17 protein-coding genes and 1 tRNA gene are annotated in these 17,638 nt (G+C 64.3%); 4 read left to right on the top strand and 14 right to left on the bottom strand.

Annotated elements, in window-relative coordinates; genetic code table 11:
* Positions 1-58: 58 nt before the first annotated feature.
* Positions 59-1,444, bottom strand: a complete 1,386-nt coding sequence (locus BA190_RS26990) for an efflux transporter outer membrane subunit (RefSeq protein ID WP_162275225.1) — start codon at positions 1,442-1,444, stop codon at positions 59-61.
* Positions 1,445-2,124: 680 nt separating this feature from the next.
* On the opposite strand from BA190_RS26990, the gene BA190_RS26985 reads away from it, so the two are divergent.
* Entirely contained in the window at positions 2,125-3,279 is a 1,155-nt protein-coding gene (locus BA190_RS26985; RefSeq protein WP_245314966.1) for a septal ring lytic transglycosylase RlpA family protein, read from the top strand.
* 106 nt (positions 3,280-3,385) lie between these two features.
* On the opposite strand, the gene sseA is transcribed toward BA190_RS26985, so the two are convergent.
* The 5 genes from sseA to gnd are packed head-to-tail and all read right to left on the bottom strand — an operon-like array spanning position 3,386 to position 9,044.
* Positions 3,386-4,231: a 3-mercaptopyruvate sulfurtransferase gene (sseA, locus tag BA190_RS26980; RefSeq protein ID WP_068295324.1), complete on the bottom strand. Its 846-nt coding sequence runs from the start codon at positions 4,229-4,231 to the stop codon at positions 3,386-3,388.
* An 8-nt stretch (positions 4,232-4,239) separates the two neighbouring features.
* A complete protein-coding gene (locus BA190_RS26975) occupies positions 4,240-5,772 on the bottom strand; it encodes a tetratricopeptide repeat protein (protein WP_156771720.1) in 1,533 nt (510 codons plus the stop codon).
* Between the two features lie 33 nt (positions 5,773-5,805).
* The gene (gene pgl / locus BA190_RS26970) at positions 5,806-6,531 is read right to left on the bottom strand and encodes a 6-phosphogluconolactonase (protein WP_068295312.1); all 726 of its coding nucleotides are present in this window, start codon (positions 6,529-6,531) and stop codon (positions 5,806-5,808) included.
* Positions 6,528-8,048: a glucose-6-phosphate dehydrogenase gene (zwf, locus tag BA190_RS26965; protein ID WP_068295309.1), complete on the bottom strand. Its 1,521-nt coding sequence runs from the start codon at positions 8,046-8,048 to the stop codon at positions 6,528-6,530. Before zwf ends, pgl begins: the two co-directional genes overlap by 4 nt.
* Positions 8,049-8,051: 3 nt before the next feature.
* Positions 8,052-9,044 carry a phosphogluconate dehydrogenase (NAD(+)-dependent, decarboxylating) gene (gene gnd, locus BA190_RS26960; protein WP_068295306.1) on the bottom strand — a complete coding sequence of 331 codons (993 nt, stop codon included), beginning with the start codon at positions 9,042-9,044 and terminating at the stop codon, positions 8,052-8,054.
* 213 nt (positions 9,045-9,257) lie between these two features.
* On the opposite strand from gnd, the gene BA190_RS26955 reads away from it, so the two are divergent.
* Positions 9,258-9,333, top strand: a tRNA-Lys gene (locus BA190_RS26955).
* A gap of 130 nt (positions 9,334-9,463) precedes the next feature.
* Here the strand turns inward: BA190_RS26955 and BA190_RS26950 are convergent.
* Genes BA190_RS26950 through BA190_RS26935 form a run of 5 tightly spaced genes read right to left on the bottom strand, consistent with a single transcriptional unit; the run spans position 9,464 to position 11,161 of the window.
* The gene (locus BA190_RS26950) at positions 9,464-9,859 is read right to left on the bottom strand and encodes a hypothetical protein (protein ID WP_156771719.1); all 396 of its coding nucleotides are present in this window, start codon (positions 9,857-9,859) and stop codon (positions 9,464-9,466) included.
* Between the two features lie 17 nt (positions 9,860-9,876).
* Positions 9,877-10,014 (bottom strand): hypothetical protein, encoded by a 138-nt coding sequence (locus BA190_RS36180; protein WP_156771718.1) that lies wholly within the window; start codon positions 10,012-10,014, stop codon positions 9,877-9,879.
* Positions 10,015-10,024: 10 nt separating this feature from the next.
* Positions 10,025-10,255 carry a hypothetical protein gene (locus BA190_RS36175; protein ID WP_156771717.1) on the bottom strand — a complete coding sequence of 77 codons (231 nt, stop codon included), beginning with the start codon at positions 10,253-10,255 and terminating at the stop codon, positions 10,025-10,027.
* Complete coding sequence (locus BA190_RS26940) at positions 10,252-10,485, bottom strand: hypothetical protein (RefSeq protein ID WP_068295297.1); 234 nt, start codon at positions 10,483-10,485, stop codon at positions 10,252-10,254. Before BA190_RS26940 ends, BA190_RS36175 begins: the two co-directional genes overlap by 4 nt.
* 10 nt (positions 10,486-10,495) lie before the next feature.
* The gene (locus BA190_RS26935; RefSeq protein WP_068295294.1) at positions 10,496-11,161 is read right to left on the bottom strand and encodes a TIGR02594 family protein; all 666 of its coding nucleotides are present in this window, start codon (positions 11,159-11,161) and stop codon (positions 10,496-10,498) included.
* Positions 11,162-11,328: 167 nt separating this feature from the next.
* Here BA190_RS26935 and BA190_RS26930 point away from each other — a divergent pair, with 167 nt between their 5' ends.
* Together BA190_RS26930 and BA190_RS26925 are read left to right on the top strand one after the other, a co-directional pair.
* A complete protein-coding gene (locus BA190_RS26930) occupies positions 11,329-12,024 on the top strand; it encodes a class I SAM-dependent methyltransferase (protein WP_068295289.1) in 696 nt (231 codons plus the stop codon).
* 3 nt (positions 12,025-12,027) lie between these two features.
* On the top strand, positions 12,028-12,267 hold the full coding sequence (locus BA190_RS26925; RefSeq protein WP_068295287.1) for a DUF2188 domain-containing protein: 240 nt from the start codon (positions 12,028-12,030) through the stop codon (positions 12,265-12,267).
* On the opposite strand, the gene BA190_RS26920 is transcribed toward BA190_RS26925, so the two are convergent.
* From BA190_RS26920 to BA190_RS26910, 3 genes are read right to left on the bottom strand one after another with little or no spacing between them, the layout of a single operon-like run.
* Positions 12,260-14,182, bottom strand: a complete 1,923-nt coding sequence (locus BA190_RS26920; RefSeq protein WP_068295284.1) for a hypothetical protein — start codon at positions 14,180-14,182, stop codon at positions 12,260-12,262. The genes BA190_RS26925 and BA190_RS26920 overlap by 8 nt on opposite strands.
* Positions 14,179-15,066, bottom strand: coding sequence for a hypothetical protein (locus tag BA190_RS26915; protein WP_068295281.1), 888 nt, complete (start codon positions 15,064-15,066; stop codon positions 14,179-14,181). The genes BA190_RS26920 and BA190_RS26915 overlap by 4 nt, the downstream gene beginning before the upstream one ends.
* A 39-nt stretch (positions 15,067-15,105) precedes the next feature.
* On the bottom strand, positions 15,106-17,634 hold the full coding sequence (locus BA190_RS26910) for a hypothetical protein (RefSeq protein ID WP_068295279.1): 2,529 nt from the start codon (positions 17,632-17,634) through the stop codon (positions 15,106-15,108).
* Between the last annotated feature and the right edge of the window lie 4 nt (positions 17,635-17,638).

Raw genomic sequence — 17,638 nt, 5'->3', positions numbered from 1 at the left:
TCAACTCACTCGAATCGGCAACGGGCGCGAGCAGGATTTCGCATCACCACGACACGCCCTAGTTTTGCGGCATTTGCGCGGCGGAAAGGGTCCAGCCGCCGCCCAATGCCTGATGAAGGCTGATCAACGCCTGCAGACGCAGCAGCTTGACCTGTACCAGCGTGTCCTGGGCGTTGAAGAGAGTTTGCTCGGTCTGCAGCACCGTCACCAGATCGACGGTGCCTTCGCGCAACTGCTGCTCGGAGATGGCATAGGCCTTGCGCGAACTCACCACCACGGCCTGCTGCAGCGCCTCCTGGCGGGCATATTGGCGCACGGCCGCCAAGGCGTTCTCGACATCGACGAAGGCCTGCACCACCGTCTTGCGATAGGCGGCGACCTGGGCGCTCTGCACGCCATTGGCTCTTTCGACATTGCCGCGCAGGGTTCCGCCATCGAAGATGGGCTGCGTCAGGCCCGCTGCGATCGAATAGAAACCGGACGCCGGGTCGAACAGGCTCTTGAGCGCGGCGCTCTGCACGCCGCCTTGCCCGGTCAGGGAAATCGAGGGGAATTGGGCGGCTCTCGCCGACAAGGCGTCCTGATGGGATGCCATCAGACTGGCTTCGGCGGCCGCGATATCGGGCCGGCGCGTCAGCAATTGCGAGGGAAGTCCTGCCGCGACGACCGGCACGCGCAAACGTCCCAAGCCGCCGCCTTTGATGTCCACCAGGGCAGGGGGCTTGCCGACCAGCAGGGCGACGGCCGCCTTGTTCTGCGTCACCGACAATTCGAGCGGCGGAATGCTGGCGCGCTGCTGGTCGAGCAGACTCTGCTGCTGGGCGACCTGCAGCGACGTCGCCGTCCCGGCTTTGAGCTGGTTGTTGATCAGCGTCATGATCCGGCTGGCGCTGGCGACGTTCTCACGCGCAATGCGCAGCCTATCCTGGGCGCCGAGAATGGAGAAATAGGCATCCGCCACATTGGCGATCGCCGTCAGTTCCACCGTGTCGCGATCGAAGCGGCTTGCAGCCTCGCTCGACCTGGCACTGGCCAGGGCCTGGCTGTTCTTGCCCCAGAAATCGATCTCGTAGCTGGCATTCGCCGACAGGCCGTAGGTGGCGCGCCCACGCCCGACACGCCCCGTCGACGAGGCGGCACGGGCCCGCTGGGCCGAGATGTCGCCATCGATCTGGGGAAACAAGGGGGCCCGTGCAATGGTGATGCCCGCCTGGGCCTGTTCGATATTGGCGATGGCGGTCGCGATGTCGAGATTGCCCATCTGCGCCTGAGCGACCAGCGCCGTCAGTTCGGGGGAGCCGAAGCTGCGCCACCAATCCGTACGCAACGGCCCGGCCGGCTTCGCCTTCGCAGCCTGGTCGTAAGCGCTCGGCACGGCGATCGCGAGATTGAGCGGGCGAACATCGGCGCAACCGGCCAGCATTGCCGCAAGCCCGGTCAACATACCGACTGCCGTTGCTGAAGTACGCATCTGACGACGAGAAAACTTCACGATGGGGCCTTCGAAAAGGTGTGTTCCAGTGACCCTAGGGCAGGAATCACCAACATGCCAAGCACATAGCCAAGTCGACGGCATTGCGCGAGCGATCCGGGAATACCTGTTTGCTGTCGAGCGCCATCCCTCGATTCCTTTCCGTCATCCGGCCCGCCTCAAACTGGCCCGGCGACTATGGCAGGACCGTGTTTGCGGGGGTGGTTCTGCTCTGTAAAGTTGTGTGAAGTGAACTTTTTTGCCGGCAATCGAACAATGCTCGACCGTACTGGTTAACCGCCCTTTTCCTACTGATTTTGTTCAGGAAATATTGACCTCACCATGACCGCTGCGACGAGCGGGCCGGTGTCCTGGTGCCGCATGGGCCCGTTCGGGGGCTTTCAATTTGTCTGATCTTGCGCTATCGGCTGTTTACGGTTTGGAAACCCTGCCGCAATTCAGACGCAATGTCAGGGCGTCTTTATGGCGGAAATCGGGGGAAATCCATAACCGGACACGAAGTGCAGAACGGCTTCGTGCTTCGAAATGAAACAGCAGGTTGCGTTCGTACTGCGCCCCGCCATGTCGTGCTGGACACGCCATGGCCGCTCGCAGACCACGGCGCCTCTTCGCTCCATAAGAAGGATTCTGAGATGGCGGAAAACCTCTCGACTGTTCCAAATCGCGTCGAGTTGCGTATTTCCGACACTTCATCTCCTTCCCGGGTATCCGGGGCAGTCGTCAAGGCGACCGTTGCCCTTGTCGGCTGTGCCGCGTTGGCAAGCTGCGCCGCACCCAACCAGGCCTACGCCCCCAAGCCCGCCACCACGCAGGTTGCGGCCGCTGCCAGCACGACCATGGTACCTCCGCCTGCCGGCATGCGTGTGGCCACCCCGCCCGTTCGCAGCAAGAACGGTACGGACAAGCCCTATGCCATCGGCGGCAAGCGCTATGTGCCGGCAAGCCATGATTCCAAATACACCGCCGTCGGTCTGGCGTCTTGGTACGGCCCGGGCTTCAACGGCCGCAAGACGGCTGTCGGCGAACGCTTCGACATGACGGGGCTTTCGGCCGCGCACAAGACCATGCCGCTGCCGAGCTATGCCCGCGTCACCAATCTGACCAACGGCACCTCGATCGTCGTTCGCGTGAACGATCGCGGCCCCTATGTACATGGCCGCCTGATTGACCTGTCGAGCCGGGCCGCTGACCTTTTGCAATTCAAGGGTTCCGGCGTCGGCCGGGTGAAGGTCGAGTATGTCGGCCGCGCTCCCGAATCCGGATCCGACAACAAGATGCTGTTGGCGACCTTGCGGACCGACGGCACGCCGGCGCCGCTGCCGGCCGGCCTCCCGAACACCATGGTCGCCGACGCAGCGCCGCCGACCCGGCCGACAGTGACACCGATCCTGCCGGTCAAGGCCGTAACGCAGGTGGCTTCGGCAACCGAAGCGAGGCCTTCCAGCCTTGCAGCCCCCGAGATCAAGCCGGTGATGGTGCCGCCGGTCATTGCCCAGGCCGATCCGATGGATCCGCCCGTGGCCACCACCGAAGTGGCTGGCTTGACCAATATGGCGTTCACGCCGCTGCCGCCCTCGCGCCCGCGCAGTTCGGACGGTGTCCTGGGCAAGGTGCCGACCGGCTCCGTCGGTCAGGTGAATCTGGCGAAGGCCAAGGCGCCCGACGCATCGATGGAACCGGCCATGGCCGTGCAGCCGACGGCTCAGGCCTTTGCAGCGACACCGGCTCATGGGCCTGCAGTTCTGGTGCCGACCCCGCCCGTCACCGCTTCGATGGCGGGACAATAGGCCGGATCGCCAGCCAACCAAAGAATCAAAAAGCTCGCACATATCCTTGTGCGAGCTTTATTTTTGCGCAGATGAAGCGATTTTTGCCGTCGTAGAGCGAAGCGTTTCAATCGCCCGTTGCCAAAGGCAGATCCGGCCGGGCGCCCCATTCGGCCCAGGATCCGTCATAGATGCCCTCGACCGGCTTGCCGACGGCATCGAAGGCCAGGGCCAGAATGGCAGCCGACACGCCCGAGCCACAGCTCGTCACCAGCGGTTTTTGGGTATCGATGCCAGCCGCTGCCATCGCCTCCGTGATTGTCTCCGGGGAGGCCAGGCGGCCATTTTCGACAACAGCGGCATAGGGAAGGTTACGGGCACCCGGCATGTGCCCCGGGCGTACGCCCGGCCGCGGTTCCGGCGCGTCCCCGCGGAAGCGCTCCGCCGGCCGGGCATCGACGATTTCCGCACTGCCCTGCGCCAAGGCAGCCTGGACCTGGTCGACGCTCTTCACCTGGCTACCATCGAAACGCGCGGTGAAGCGAGCCGGCACCGGCTGCATCTCACCGCTCTCGACCGGACGGTTCTCGACCTGCCAAAGCGGAAAACCGCCATCGAGGACGGAGACCCTGGATGCGCCGAAGATCCGGAAGGTCCACCACACCCGTGGCGCCGAGAACAGGCCGGCACCGTCATAGACGACGATATGCTTGTTCTCGGTGATGCCGAGAGCACCGACGGCTGCAGAGAAAACCTCGGGGCTGGGCAACATATGGGGCAGCCCGCTGCTCGCATCCACGATCTTGTCGATATCGAAAAAGACGGCGCCGGGAATATGAGCAGCCAGATATTCCGCATGACCATTGCGATTGGTCGCCGGCAGATGCCAGGAACCATCGACGACCGCCAGATTCTCGTCGCCAAGATGCGCGGCCAGCCAAGCGGTGGAAACCAGATGGGGAGAGGAGGTCATGGTATTTCCTATGCCTTCTTGCGGGTTTTCTTGCCGATGAGCCGATCGAGAGCCACCTTGGCTTTCTCATGCCCCTGGGCGGCGGCCTTGCGATACCAGGCGATGGCGTCCTTCTTGCTGGCGCGGATCCCGCGCCCGTTTTCATAGAAAACGCCGAGATTGAACTGGGCAACCGGTTCGTCCTGCCCGGCCGCCAGCCTGAACCATTTCAACGCCTCGACTTCGTCCTTGGGCGCACCGGTACCATCGGCAAGTTGCGCGGCAAGATTGGTCTGGGAAGGGATATAGCCATCCTCGGCAGCCTGTCGATACAGAGAAACCGCCCTGGCGGGATCCTTGGGGACGCCCTTGCCTTCGGCGTAGAACAACGCCAGGTTGTGCCGCGCCGCGTTATATCCATTGTCTGCGGCCTTGGCATACCATCTGGCTGCTTCAGCCGGTTCGGGGGACAAACCCAGCCCCTCGTCATAGGCATAGCCGAGATCCATCTGAGCCGAGCCCAGGCCTTGTTGCGCTGCCTTGGTGTACCAGACCACGGCAAGAGCCGCGTTCCTCTCGACCCCATCTCCCTTGGCATAGCGCCGAGCGAGTTCATATTGCCCGTTGGCACTGCCGGCGGTTGCAGCCTTGCGATAGTAGTCGACGGCAGCGGCAGTATCCGCTTCGACGCCGTTGCCCTGTTCGTACATGACCCCTAGATTATAGGCAGCTTCGCCGTCGCCATGCTCGAAGGCTTGGCGATAGAGAACCAGGGCTTGCTCGGCGCTCTGTTCGACGCCGTCTCCCCTGAGATAGAGCCCGGCAAGGTTGTTCTCGCAGCCGCTTTCGCCGGCATCGGCGCCCTTCCTGTACCATGCCACGGCCGCCGCAAGATCCGGCTCCGCGCCATGGCCTTCCTCGGAGAGGTTGCCCAGGTTGAGGAACGCTCGTTTCTCACCGAGATCGATGGCCTGGAGATAGGATTGGCGTGCCTTCTCATACTGTCCGGCCCCTTCCAGGGACCGCCCGAGCATGTAGGCGAACCGTCCTTCCTTCGGCTGCCCGGCCAGGGCCTGCTCACAAGCCGGGATCGCCTTGGCGTGATCGATGTCGCCCATGGCAAACCCCGGAGCGAGGGAGAGCGGATCGCTTCCGCCGCGCGAAGCGAGGCGGTCGCAGTCGGTCACCGGCATGCCGGTGCTGGGACGGGACCGATCGGCAATCTCGCGCTGTGTACAGGCCAGGTGCCTGGCGTAGGAGCCGGCTCCCGTTTCGATCCTGGTCCGGCCTTCGGCATAGCAGGCGCTCTGAATGGCATCCGGCACCTTGGCCCAGATATCGTTCAACTCGACATAGGCCGTCGCCTCCCGGTTGAAGCAGGCGACCATGTCCGGGCTGTCCAACGTCACCTTCGGCGGACGGCCGACGGTATCCAGGCAATAGTCGTCCGACCGATAGATCGGGAACATCTCCGCCGAAGCCTGCCCGGCGAGGCCCGTCGCCAGCATCGCGGCCAGCGCGGCTACGCTTACTCGTCCCGCCATCATTCCCCCAAAAGCCACGCCCTTCGCCAAGACAGCGAAACTGCCAGCAGGTCAACCAGGCACGGCTGCCTTGTCCAGGAACCAGTGAATCGGACCGGCGGCCTCGACATGGGCCGACGGCAGATCGGCCCCCGCGAAGACCTTTGAGAGCGTCTCCCGCTTGTCGGCCCCGGCCGCGAGGAAAGCGACAGCCCGGCTGGAGGCAATGGCAGGGAAGGTCAGGGTGACCCGCGGCACGAAGGGATCCAGGCCCGGATCGGAGTGAACGACCCAGCGGTCCCTTACCGCCAGGGCTGGCTTGCCCGGAAAGAGGGAAGCCGTATGCCCGTCGGACCCGATGCCGAGCAGCATGATATCGAAGAGCGGCCGATCCGGATCGAGCACCTCGGCGCCATAATAAGCCTTGAGTGCCTGCTCATAGTCCTGCGCTGCCGCCTCGGGCGAGACGGGTGCGGCCGCGATCTCATGGATGTTCTGCTCGGGCACCGGGACATGATCGAGCAGGGCCGCCTTGGCCATCAGCGTGTTGCGCCTGGCATCGTCGGCAGGCACGATGCGCTCATCGCCCCAGAACCAATGAATGCGCTCGAAGGGCAGGGCGGAACGCCAGGGATCGCGAGCCAGGCGCTCATAGAGGCGCTTGGGTGTCGAGCCCCCGGATAGCGCCACGGCAATCGGCCCCGGCCGTCCCTTGAGTTCGGCGACGAACCAGTCGGCCGCACGGTCGGCCAGGGCGTCGGCATTGTCCGAGACATCGATGATGCGTTCGCTGCTCATGCGATCGGCCGCCAGCTGCGTCCGTCACGGGCAAGCATGACCTCTGCTGCCGCCGGGCCTTCGGAACCGGCCGCATAGGTGGCGAGCCCTCGATCGCCTGCATTGGCCCAGGCATCGAGGAAGGGCTGTACTGCCGCCCAGCCGGCCTCGACTCCATCGGCGCGCTGGAACAGCATGGCGTCACCGATCATGCAGTCATAGATCAGCGTTTCATAGCCGGTGCTCGCGGCCGCCTCGAAATAATCCTTGTATTTGAAGTCCATGCCGACACCGGCCAGGTCGATCTTGGGGCCCGGCACCTTGGCGTTGAAGTGCAGCGTGATGCCTTCCTCCGGCTGAATGTCGAGCACCAGCGTGTTGGGACCCATGCCGGACAAGGCGGTGTCGCGGAACATGGCGATCGGCGCATCCTTGAAGCGGATCGCCACTTCGGTCTTGCGCTTGGCGAGAGCCTTGCCGGTGCGCAGATAGAAGGGCACCCCCGCCCAGCGCCAATTGTCGATGGCGAATTTGATCGCGGTGAAGGTCGGCGTGACGCTCTTGGGATTGACGTCCTGCGAGGCACGATAGGCCGTGATCGGGGTATCCTTGATGATGCCGGGGCCGTATTGCGCCCGCACCGAGTTCAGGATCGCCTGTTCGGGCGTGTATTGCGTGATTGCCGCCAGGGCCTCCGCCTTCTCCGAACGCACCGAATTGGCCGAGTAGCGGGCCGGCGGCTCCATGGCGACCAGTGACAGCAGCTGGCACAGATGGTTCGGCACCATGTCGCGCAGGGCGCCGGTGGCGTCGTAGAAGGCGCCGCGGCGCTCGACCGTGACGGTCTCGGCCACGCTGATCTGGACATGGTCAATATGATCGCGGTTCCAGATCGGCTCGAACAGGCCATTGGCGAAGCGCAGGATCATGATGTTCTGGACCGTCTCCTTGCCCAGATAGTGATCCATCCGATAGATCTGGTCTTCGCTCAGCACGCTCAAGAGCTGCCGGTTGAGGGCCTGGGCCGAAGCAAGATCGGTGCCGAACGGCTTTTCGATGATGACGCGCCGCCAGGGCCCGCCTTCCACCTCCTGGCTGAGGCCGACCTCCTGCAGGAGCCGGGTGATCGGCGCGAAGCCCGATGGCGGCGTCGCCAGGTAGAAGAGGCGGTTGCCGCCGGTGTTGCGCGCGCCCTCGACCTTTTCCAGGTGCCGGGCGAGATCCCGGAAACTGTCTGGGTTCTCGACTTCGGCGACCACGCTGGTGACGCAGGCGAAGAGTTTGTCGGCGACGGCCTGGTCGACCGGGCGGGTGGCGAACTGCTTGAGGCCATCCACCAGGGACTGGCGGAAGACATCGTCCGCCATGGGCCGGCGCACCACGCCGATAATGGCGAAGTTTTCCGGCAGCAGGCCGGTGGCCGCAAGATTATAGAGGGCAGGGACGAGCAGGCGCTTGGTCAGGTCGCCATTGGCGCCGAAAACGACGAAGCAGCAAGGGCCGGCAGCGCCGCCCTTGTTGATGTGGTGGGCATTCATAACTCAAGCCTTGGGCGCGGAATTCTTCGGTTCGACGTGACCGCCGAACCCCTTACGCATGGCGGAGAGGATCTTCTCCGCATAGGTGTGCTCCTGGCGGGAGCGGAAACGGGTGTAGAGAGCGGCGGTAAGGACTTCGGCCGGTACGGCCTGGTCGATGGCCGCCTCGATCGTCCAGCGTCCTTCGCCGGAATCTTCCACGAAACCGGAATATTCGCTCAATTCCTCGTCGGCGGCGAGCGCGCTCGCCGTCAGGTCGAGCAGCCAGGACGTGACGACGCTGCCGCGACGCCAGACTTCGGCGATATCGGCCATGTTGAAATCGAATTTCTCGCCTTCGGCCCGGCCTTCGTTGGCAGCGGAGCGCAGGATGTCGAAACCTTCCGCATAGGCCTGCATCAGGCCGTATTCGATGCCGTTGTGGATCATCTTGACGAAATGTCCGGCGCCGCAGGGGCCGGCGTGGATATAACCCTGCTCGGCGCGCGGATCGTGCTTGTCGCGCCCCGGTGTGCGCGGCACATTGCCGATGCCCGGCGCCAGCGTGGCGAAGATCGGATCGAGGCGGGTGACCGTTTCGGTCTTGCCGCCGATCATCATGCAATAACCGCGATCCAGGCCCCAGACACCGCCGGAGGTGCCGACATCGATATAATCGAGCCCCTTGGCGGCCAGTTCCTTGCCGCGGCGGACGTCGTCCTTCCAATTGGTGTTGCCGCCATCGATGATCACGTCGCCCGGAGACATCAGGCGCGAAAGCTGGTCGATGGTGCCCTGGGTGATGGCCCCCGCCGGCAGCATGACCCAGACGGCGCGCGGCGGCGTCAGCTTCGAGACGAGATCGGCAAGATCGCTCGCACCAACCGAGCCTTCGGCCACCAGAGCCTGGACCGCCGGAGGAGCGCGGTCATAGACGACGGTGGTGTGGCCGTTCTTCATCAGGCGGCGGGCAATGTTGCCGCCCATGCGGCCCAGGCCGATGATTCCCAATTGCATTGGCTGATCTCCTTTTGCCGCCCCCGGCAGCTTATCGTCCGTTACGTGCTTAGCACCGTTTTCAGCTGTCGCAAGCGCATGTATTCATCACTTCATGAGCATGACGAGGGGATGACGCGCCATTTTTGCATGGCACGCCGCAATGGCAGCTTGACCCATCCGCTCATGACGCTTAGAGACACCGCAATTGCAGGGCAAGGTCCTGCCTGGTGAGAGCTCGTAGCTCAGTCGGTAGAGCACGTGACTTTTAATCATGGGGTCCTGGGTTCGAATCCCAGCGAGCTCACCAAAAACACCCTTGAAATTGCTCAAGAATTTTCCGAGCCCTTCGGAACGCAAACAGAACATGCGACCCCTGTGCGATCAGTCTAAGGGGTCGCACAGGTCGCATGTGCGACCTTTGTTCATAATCATGGGTTTCAGCGGGGCCGTCCGGTCGACGGCAAGGCGTCGTCGCGACGCCCCTGCGTCTCGATCGAGCGGGTGAGAACGGCAACCGCGGTGCCGACCTGGCCGACGTCCTTGCGCAGTTCCTTCAGCTGGTCTGAGATCGAGTCGACGGCCCGATCGACACGGGCATTGATCTGCGCGACATTCGCTTCCTGTTGCCCCAGGCGGTAGATCAGGCCCTCGATCGGGGCGACCTTCACCCTCAATTCGTCGATCGCTTTGTCGCGATCCTTGCGCCAGGTCTCGGCCGCCAGGTCGTTGGCTTCGAGCTTCTGCCAGCCGACGCCCATGCCGAAGACCAGCATCACGATCGTGATGACATTGCCGAGGGAAAGATTATTCGACCACCAGGTAGGCTTCTGCATGGGGTTTTCCTCCATGATCAGGGCTTCCATCCGCAGATTGCGACGCCGGCGGCGTTGTGGGCGCGCGCCTGGCGCTGGGTCTCTTCCGTATCACGGCCGCTGTAGCGGATCGGCTCGAAGGATCCGCAGGCGGCCAGGATTGCCGTGCGATGCACGGCCGCGTCGTCAATCCCGCCGGAAGCCGTCAGGCTGCTGCAGCCCGCCAGGAGCGGCGTCGCGAGCAGCAGCATCAGCGCGGGCGGCCTTGGCCTTTTCGATCGTAGCGAGAGCATCGTTGAGAACCCGTGCAAGAGCGGCGGACTTCGATTCGTCGGATTGACGCGACGCCCTGGCCTGGTCGACCAGGGCGCCGAAGACGCGGAGCGCGAGCGCCGCGATGGTGAGCCAGGCAGTCACTTGGGCGGGCCCTGCGCCGACTGGCTGGTGCCGACGCCGGAGGTTTTCTCCGGCGACTTGTTGGGCATGCCATAGGTGATGCCGCCGATAATTCCGGAAACGATAGCTGCAATCGAGCCGATGGTTGCAGGATCCTGCAAGAAGGCGGGGACATAAATTCCCAGCAGCACCAGGATGCTGACCAACGACGTAATGAAAGCAGCGATCGCCTTGTCAAAGGAAGTGAACATGGAGATCCTTTCAGGCTTCAGAGACGCCGGCGCGAGCGCCCGTGATGGTGGTGGGCAGCCGCGCCGGCGGTTCTGGGATCTTCACATCGCTGGGCCAGCGATAAGCGAAAGCCGCGGCCGGATAGGAGGCGATCGTCACGGCATCGTCCTGGTTGCCGCCGAGACAGAAGACGCGATCGCCCGCGCCGCCGACCACCAGGGTGACGTGACCGCCGCCGCGCCGGCGCTTCACGGCGATGGCGCCGAGCCGAGGGCCGGGCAGGGCCTGCCCCCATTTGGCATAGTCGAGCGCCCACAAGCTGCCGGTGCCCTTGATGCCGGCGCGGGCTAGCCAAGCGCCGACGGCGGCCGCGCACCAGGCGACGGCATCGTGCTTGACTTCGGGATGGCCCGCCTCGGCGAACATCCGCACCACGTCGGGATTGTCCTTCGGGCCCGGTGCCTCGCGCAGGCCGAGATCCTTGCGGGCCTCGACCAGCCAGGCCGGCTCCTTTGTCTTGACGCCGGCCCACAGGGCGGCGGCCGTCAGCCGGCCGACGATGCCGTCTGGCTCCAGCTTGCGGGCTTTCTGGAAGGCGATGACGGCGGCGCGGGTGCGCGGCCCGAAATCATTGTCGAGCGGTCCGGGATCGTAGCCCAGCGTCTTCAGGCGGGTTTGAATCGAGAGAACGTCCATGGAAGGCCTCACTTGTTCACCGCGAGTGTGAGGCTCACGACAGGGCGATTAGCGCGCCGCCGTGCGGTTGGGGGTTGCTGTCCTGCGACTTCTGGCTACTTTTGGTGCGCCTATCAGCAAGATTACTTTGCTGAACAGGCATCCATGGGCGGGGGAAGTCTTTGAATATGGACGATGATCTAACAAAGCTGGCGAAACAGCATGGGACCGACAAGGCTACCGAACACCGATATACGCAGCACTATCATCGTCATTTCTCAGCACTGCGTGACGATCCTGTTCGTCTGCTTGAAATCGGCATCGGCGGCTATGGCGATCCGAATGCAGGCGGCCACTCACTGAGAATGTGGCGCGAGTACTTCCCAAAGGGCCAGATCGTGGGGCTGGACTACCACCCCAAGCCGGGCGTCGCCAGTGACCGGATCAAGACCTATCATGGCTCCCAAGGAGATCCCCGCGCCATCGCCCAGATCATAGACGAGGCTGAGGGCAACCAGTTCGACATCATCATCGACGATGGATCGCACCGGCCCGAACACGTCATCCCCACGTTCTGGATGCTGTTCCAGTTCGTGGCGCCCAACGGTTGGTATGTGGTCGAGGACGTCCAGACATCCTACTGGCCGATCTTCGGCAGCCCTTTGGCTCCCGCCACACGCCAGATCACTACCATGGAGTTCTTCAAATCCCTGATCGACGGGCTCAATTGGGAAGAGATGCACGCCCCCGCCTACAGCCCGACCTATACGGATCTGAACGTGTTCGGCATGCATTTCTACCACAACCTGATTTTCATCCAGAAGGGCGACAATCGGGAGGGCAGCAACTTCGTGAAGGGCAACAAACTGCCTTGGGGAGGTTGAGAGATGGCCATTCGCAGAAGCTATTACGTCGACCGCGATCCGACCGGTTTCGGATTCGATGTCCAAATCGAGCGGAACGGGATGCGATCGAAGGTCTACCCGACCAGGGATGAGGCCTTCAAATTCGCCGTCAGCGCCGCCGAGGCGCAGTCGGCGGCCCAGCATAGGGACGCCGACGTGTTTGTCAGAGGGGATGACGGCGAGTTTCACCTGAAATGGTCATATATGCACGGCGTCACCTGATGCGGACACATTGCAGGTTGCCATTCGCGTTCGACGTGCCGCCGGAAAACTGCGCGACCCCCACCAGGTAGATCGTGCTGGAGGCCGTCAGGTCGAAGGCATAGCTGCCCGTGTTGAAGATGCCGCCCTGTCCTGCCGACTGGTTGGTGACTTCTTGGAAGCCACCTTGAACGCCATTGGCCGGAATGGTCGCCGAGGTGGTGTTCAAGGCGCCCTGGACGACGGCCAGGGTTGTGCCACCAGCCGGCAGGTACTGGATGTTGCCCTGGCAGAGCCACTTGCCAGGAGGCAGGCTCAGCGACGCCGCATTGAAGTTCGAGTTGGTGCTGATCGCGAAGGCAGCCGGGTTGCTCTGAGCCGTGAAGCCAAGATTAACATTCCTGAAAAGCGCCGAGTTGTTGTCGGTGTTGTTCCAGACGATATAGTTCGCCGGCGGCTCGATCGGCACGAAGGACGATGTGAAGACATTATCCTTGAACAGGATGCCGACAGATCCGGCGTCAGCCTTGAACACGCTCGACGTAAAGGCCAGGTTGGCAGCCTCGATCGTGTTGCCGGTGATCTGGACAACCAACGGGTTGATCGGGCCGGTCAGGCCGCACGAATTGTCCGAACGAACATGGATGAAGTCGCCGATGGCGATGGCTTGAGCGTTGTTCGAAATGAACGCATCCCGCAGCGTCACCGTGTCGGCGCGACAGATGCGAATGAAGTCCGCCCCGGTGCCATTCCAAGTCGTCGATGCGATGGCCGGAGCCAGCAAGAAATCGCCGCCCCGGATAGTCGTATGCCAGCCGCGGTCGATGTCGAGGCAAGTTGTCGTCGCATCGCAGGAAAAGTTATCGATGCTGATCTCGAACGGCGAGTAATTGCCGGCACTGCCGGTCATCGCGCCAGTGATCTGCAGGCCTCGGCGAACACCGCCGGCCGCCGAGTTGGTGACGCGCTGATCCTCAAGGCCGGCGCCAAGAGCATAGAACCGATAGCCGAGTTCATACCCCTGCATCAGATTGTTGCTGATGTGGTTGATGAAGGTGCCGCCGACCGCCTGGCCGGTACCGGCATCGGTGTGCGGGCCGCCCTGGATCTCCAAGCCGGTACCGAGGCCCGTAGAGCCGCCGGCGCGCTGCGTGTAGCAAAACACGGTATCAATAACCATGCCCGCGCCATTCTCGGTGCGAATGCAATTATTGAAGCCCTGAAAATTCAGGTTCTTGGCAAGCAGGTTTGTCTGAGGGCGGAACCGCGCTTGAAGGGCATAGTTGGCGCTGGTGTTGGCCGTCTTGACCGCTCCGAAGTTTTCCAGCTCAACACGCGCCGAGACAAGCGGATCGGAGCCGCCCTGGCAATAGTTGATCAGATCCACGTCGGCGTTGACGTTGAAGACGGTAGACTGCGCTCCCGAGCCATTGATGCGGACATTGGGCCCGCACGCCGACAGCGTCTTGTTGACGGTGGGCTTGCCGGGTCCAAGGTTGATCGAAATGGGATTGGAGCCGGCCGCCTTGATGAATGACTGCAGCACCACCCAATCGAGCTCATCTGTGAGGGCGGTCGCGGCCGGCAAGATGGCTTGCCACTGCGCCAGCGTCCAACCTGTCGTCGGACGCCCGTTGATAGTCGGCGCCGACGCCAGCGTGCGAGAGACGTTGTCGCCGCGATAGCCGAAGGCCCGCAGCTCGCGCTCGGTGATTTGAGACAGGTTCCGCGAAGCGACCGGCAGATCCCAGGAGCCGATGCGCGTATCGACGCAACCGATCTGAATGCCTTTATCGACGTTCGGCGACGTCAGATCCCAAACGGTAAGGCAGCGGGTGGTACCGGTATTGTCGATTTGGAGGGTCGGCGTGCCCTTAGCCTGCGCGACCGCAGTCGCTGCCAGGAGGGCAATCACGAAAACGAGAGAGCGGATCATGCGGGCTTGCTCCGGGCGAGGGTCATGAAGGTGGTCATCTGCGCGGAAGACCAGCCAAGCGTCGTCTGGATCAGCACATAGAGATCGTCGGCCGGGCTGACGGGCGCACCGGCATTCCACTGCTGCGAGGCCGCGTCTGCTCCGAGTGGATCGATGGCATCCCGGATGATTGGCGTGACATTGGCGCCGGACGGGTTGGCGATGTCGGCCAAGGCCGCGCCGATCTGCCGGAAGGTGGCGAACGTGCCCGTGGTGCCGATCAGGCCCAAGGCGCGGAGCGCGGCGAAAAGCGTCTTGGGATTGAGCACGGCATTCTCGATCAGGCCGGCCGCCGCCTCGGCCTCGGTTGCCAGGCGCAGGGCGCTGCCGATCTGGCTGACGGTCGCGACACTGTCGGGCCTGGTGCCCGGCAGAACGCCCCAGATCTCAAGCCCCTTGTAGTCAACCGCCACGCCGGGGATGCGCTGGGGAATCGCATCGATCGCATCGTCGATGTCGCGCCGCAACTCCTGCACCACGGTCGAGATCCGGTCGAGATCCGCCTCGAGCGACGATGACTGCACCACCCCGTTGCGCGTGGCGTTGGTGACACGTTCCTGCACGCGCCTGGCCTCGACGCGGATCGATGTCGCCGGCGCCGACTCTGACGTGCGCGGCGCCGTGGTGAAGGTCACTTGCACCGAACCGCTGCCCCCCGGCACGAATGCCAGGGTGAAGCCCGTCAGGAGGCGGGTATAGACGCCCTCCGTCGCGACCAGGCGTGAGTAGACCACCACGTCGGCGAGATCGAACACCGGGACGGGCAGGGTGAAGACAGTCTGACCGACAGCGGCATCTAAGTCGCGGCGGCGATTGTCGCGGACGATGGGGAGATTTGCGCTCATGCCAGCAGAATGCCGGCACGGGCAGGGCGTTAAGCGGGTCTAGTCGCCGAACAGATGCGAGAAGTTGGGCGCACGGCTGGGCTCGGCCTGGCTGCGATTCCACCATTCCCGCTGGCCGGTTTCCTTGAAGATGCGCCGCGACTCGCGATCCCATGCCGAATGCGCGCGCGGATCGGCGAGCAGCTGCAGCTGGTCGAACAGCACGCGATCGGCCACGGGCTTGAGCCACCACATGCGGGCGAAGGGCGTGTATTGCCGGGCGATCTTCGCAGCCTGGCGCCCGCGATTGGCGTCTTCGTCCGCCGTCAGGGCGTTGACGTTGGCGAGGGCGAGGAGGTCGCCGACGGCGCCTGCGACCGGGCCGGCGAAGCGCGAAGCCGCCTCGCCCGAACCGCGCTTGTAGTCGCCGAGCACATAGTCGCCGTAGTAGCCGAGGGCACCGCCGCGGGCGAACGCCTTGATCCAGAATTCATGGTCGGCCATGTTGCGCGGATCCTTGCCATTGCGCAGGTGATAGACCTGCTCGGCCATGGCGCCGGCGAGGGTGAGGGAGATCACGGCGCCCGTGGCAAAGGCCGTGCCGCGCGCCACGCCGCCGAAGCCGCCGCCCTGTGCCTCATGCGCGATCATGCGGGTGAGCGACAGCATCGTCGAGGTGGGATAGGTCAGATATGACGTCGTCGAGCGCACCGTCTCGCCGGCGAGGGTGCCGGCCTTGGTATCGCGGCCGACCATCACGCGCGCCCGGCTGGTGCCTTCCGGCGTGGCTTCCTCGATAAAGGCATGCAGCGCCTCCGAATAGCGCAGGCCTGCCTCGCGATCGCGGGCCATCACGTCGGCCGGGCGGATCATGCGGCCGGCGCTGCCATGGTCGGCGCCCTCGGCGCCGCGGATGATCGACCAGGTGTCTTCGTCGATGCCGAAGCCTTCGAGCCAGCGGCCGAAACGCTGGGCCCCCTTGTTCCGGCTCGCCGCCATCTGGGCCAGCGACAGGCTGGCGCGATCGCCGGCTTCGAACATGAAGGACAGGCCGTTTGCCCGGCGCAACGTCCGCGTCCAGGGCGTGAGACCTGTCCAGGCGAAAGTACGATCGGGCAGCCATTTCGAGGCTTCATGCGCCGTCGCCGTCAGGGTGGCGCGGCGGATCTCGCCATTGAGGTGCTCGGCCGCGTCGGCCATCACGATGCCGGCCCGGTCGATCTCGCGCCTTGTCTGTCCCGACAGCAGGGTTTTCACCGTGCTGCCGATCATGCGCAGGCGCGGGATCCCGGCGAAGCTGCCGGCCAGCATCTGCTGGAAGGGATCCGAGACGAAGGAGGTCGCGGCCGCGCCGGCGAGCTGCGCCGCCATCAGCGTGTTGCGCACGGCGCCCATGGTATCGGCCAGCGCCATCGAGCCGGTGCCGACCGAACCGTTGACCACGGTCCACAGGCGATCGATCCGGTTCGTGCCGGTCGCGCCTTTCTTCAGCTTGCCGGCGGGATCCTTGCCTGTATAGCGGCTTTGCCGGCCGAGGGCCGCCTCGGCCGCCTCATGGTCGACCACCTGTTTCATCCACTCGATCGTGGCATTCGGATTGGGGCCGAGCACTTCCATGGCGGCGGTATCCTTGGCCATGCCGTGGAAATGCTCCGTCAGGGTGCGATGAATGTCGCCGCCGCCGAAGCGGTCATTATAGGCGAGCCAGGCTTGGGCATCCTTGAAGTGCAGGAAGCGCTCTTCCTGGCGCTGGTTGGCGAGGGCGCCCCGGCCGCGCGCCTGGCCGGACGGCTCCAGGTCGACGGCGCCATTGGTGACGACACGCTCATAGATGGCGTCGAGCGCTTCGTTCAGCCGTTCCGGCGAGAGCGGGCCGCCGGACAGCGGGTCGCGCATCTTCGAGACGTCGAGCTGCTCGCCGATATACTGCTTCCAGGTCTCGCGCCCGGCGCGCTGGATGGCGACGGCGTCATGGCCCTGCGGCAGGCGCCAGTCCTTCAGCTGGCCGATATCGCCGCCGGCGGCGTTGAAGTCCTGGCGCGCCTGCTCGGCCGTCCTCGCGAAAGCATCGTACCAGGCCTTGGCCTGCGCGTTGCCGGTCGCCTGGCCATAGGCTTCGCGCACCATGTCGCGCAGATCGGTCGAGCCGCGGCGGAAACCGGAACCGAGCTTGCGCCGGGTTTCCGTCAGCATGTTTTCCATCTGGCCGTGATAGCTGCCGATCAACGCGTCGCGCCGGCCGATCACCGAGGATCCGCCATAGAGGCCGGCATTGCGGTTCTCGATCGTGCCGAGAAAGCCTTCGATGATGTCGGCCTTGCCCTTGACCGGGCCGGCATAGGCCTCGGCCTGCGCCAGCACGCGGCGGGTGGCATTGGCCTGCAGGTTCGCCAGCCTTTCCTTGCGCAGGGCATCGTCGCTCAATTGCTTGGCGAGGCTGGCCTGCGCCACGGCCTCGGCGCCGCGCGGATCGTCGGTGCCGCGCGCCGCCTGCACATGTTCCTCATACATCGAGGCCAGCCGGTCGGCTTCCTCGCGCGTGATCTCGCCCTGCGCGGCGGCCGAGGCGAGGCAGTCACGAAGCGCCATCGGG

It is taken from the genome of Labrys sp. WJW, assembly GCF_001676615.1.
GTDB classification, from domain to species: domain Bacteria; phylum Pseudomonadota; class Alphaproteobacteria; order Rhizobiales; family Labraceae; genus Labrys; species Labrys sedimenti.
Note: the sequence above shows the minus strand (reverse complement) of the source record. Positions and strands in the feature narration are given on the sequence as shown.

What these genes read in the sequence shown, in the direction of transcription:
- BA190_RS26990 (WP_162275225.1), bottom strand. Translation starts at nt 1,444, where the DNA reads ATGTTGACCGGGCTTGCGGCAATGCTGGCCGGTTGCGCCGATGTTCGC.
- BA190_RS26985 (WP_245314966.1), top strand. Translation starts at nt 2,125, where the DNA reads ATGGCGGAAAACCTCTCGACTGTTCCAAATCGCGTCGAGTTGCGTATT.
- zwf (WP_068295309.1), bottom strand. Translation starts at nt 8,048, where the DNA reads ATGAATGCCCACCACATCAACAAGGGCGGCGCTGCCGGCCCTTGCTGC.
- pgl (WP_068295312.1), bottom strand. Translation starts at nt 6,531, where the DNA reads ATGAGCAGCGAACGCATCATCGATGTCTCGGACAATGCCGACGCCCTG.
- BA190_RS26940 (WP_068295297.1), bottom strand. Translation starts at nt 10,485, where the DNA reads ATGTTCACTTCCTTTGACAAGGCGATCGCTGCTTTCATTACGTCGTTG.
- sseA (WP_068295324.1), bottom strand. Translation starts at nt 4,231, where the DNA reads ATGACCTCCTCTCCCCATCTGGTTTCCACCGCTTGGCTGGCCGCGCAT.
- BA190_RS26930 (WP_068295289.1), top strand. Translation starts at nt 11,329, where the DNA reads ATGGACGATGATCTAACAAAGCTGGCGAAACAGCATGGGACCGACAAG.
- BA190_RS26910 (WP_068295279.1), bottom strand. Translation starts at nt 17,634, where the DNA reads ATGGCGCTTCGTGACTGCCTCGCCTCGGCCGCCGCGCAGGGCGAGATC.
- BA190_RS26935 (WP_068295294.1), bottom strand. Translation starts at nt 11,161, where the DNA reads ATGGACGTTCTCTCGATTCAAACCCGCCTGAAGACGCTGGGCTACGAT.
- BA190_RS26950 (WP_156771719.1), bottom strand. Translation starts at nt 9,859, where the DNA reads ATGCAGAAGCCTACCTGGTGGTCGAATAATCTTTCCCTCGGCAATGTC.
- BA190_RS26925 (WP_068295287.1), top strand. Translation starts at nt 12,028, where the DNA reads ATGGCCATTCGCAGAAGCTATTACGTCGACCGCGATCCGACCGGTTTC.
- BA190_RS26920 (WP_068295284.1), bottom strand. Translation starts at nt 14,182, where the DNA reads ATGATCCGCTCTCTCGTTTTCGTGATTGCCCTCCTGGCAGCGACTGCG.
- gnd (WP_068295306.1), bottom strand. Translation starts at nt 9,044, where the DNA reads ATGCAATTGGGAATCATCGGCCTGGGCCGCATGGGCGGCAACATTGCC.
- BA190_RS26915 (WP_068295281.1), bottom strand. Translation starts at nt 15,066, where the DNA reads ATGAGCGCAAATCTCCCCATCGTCCGCGACAATCGCCGCCGCGACTTA.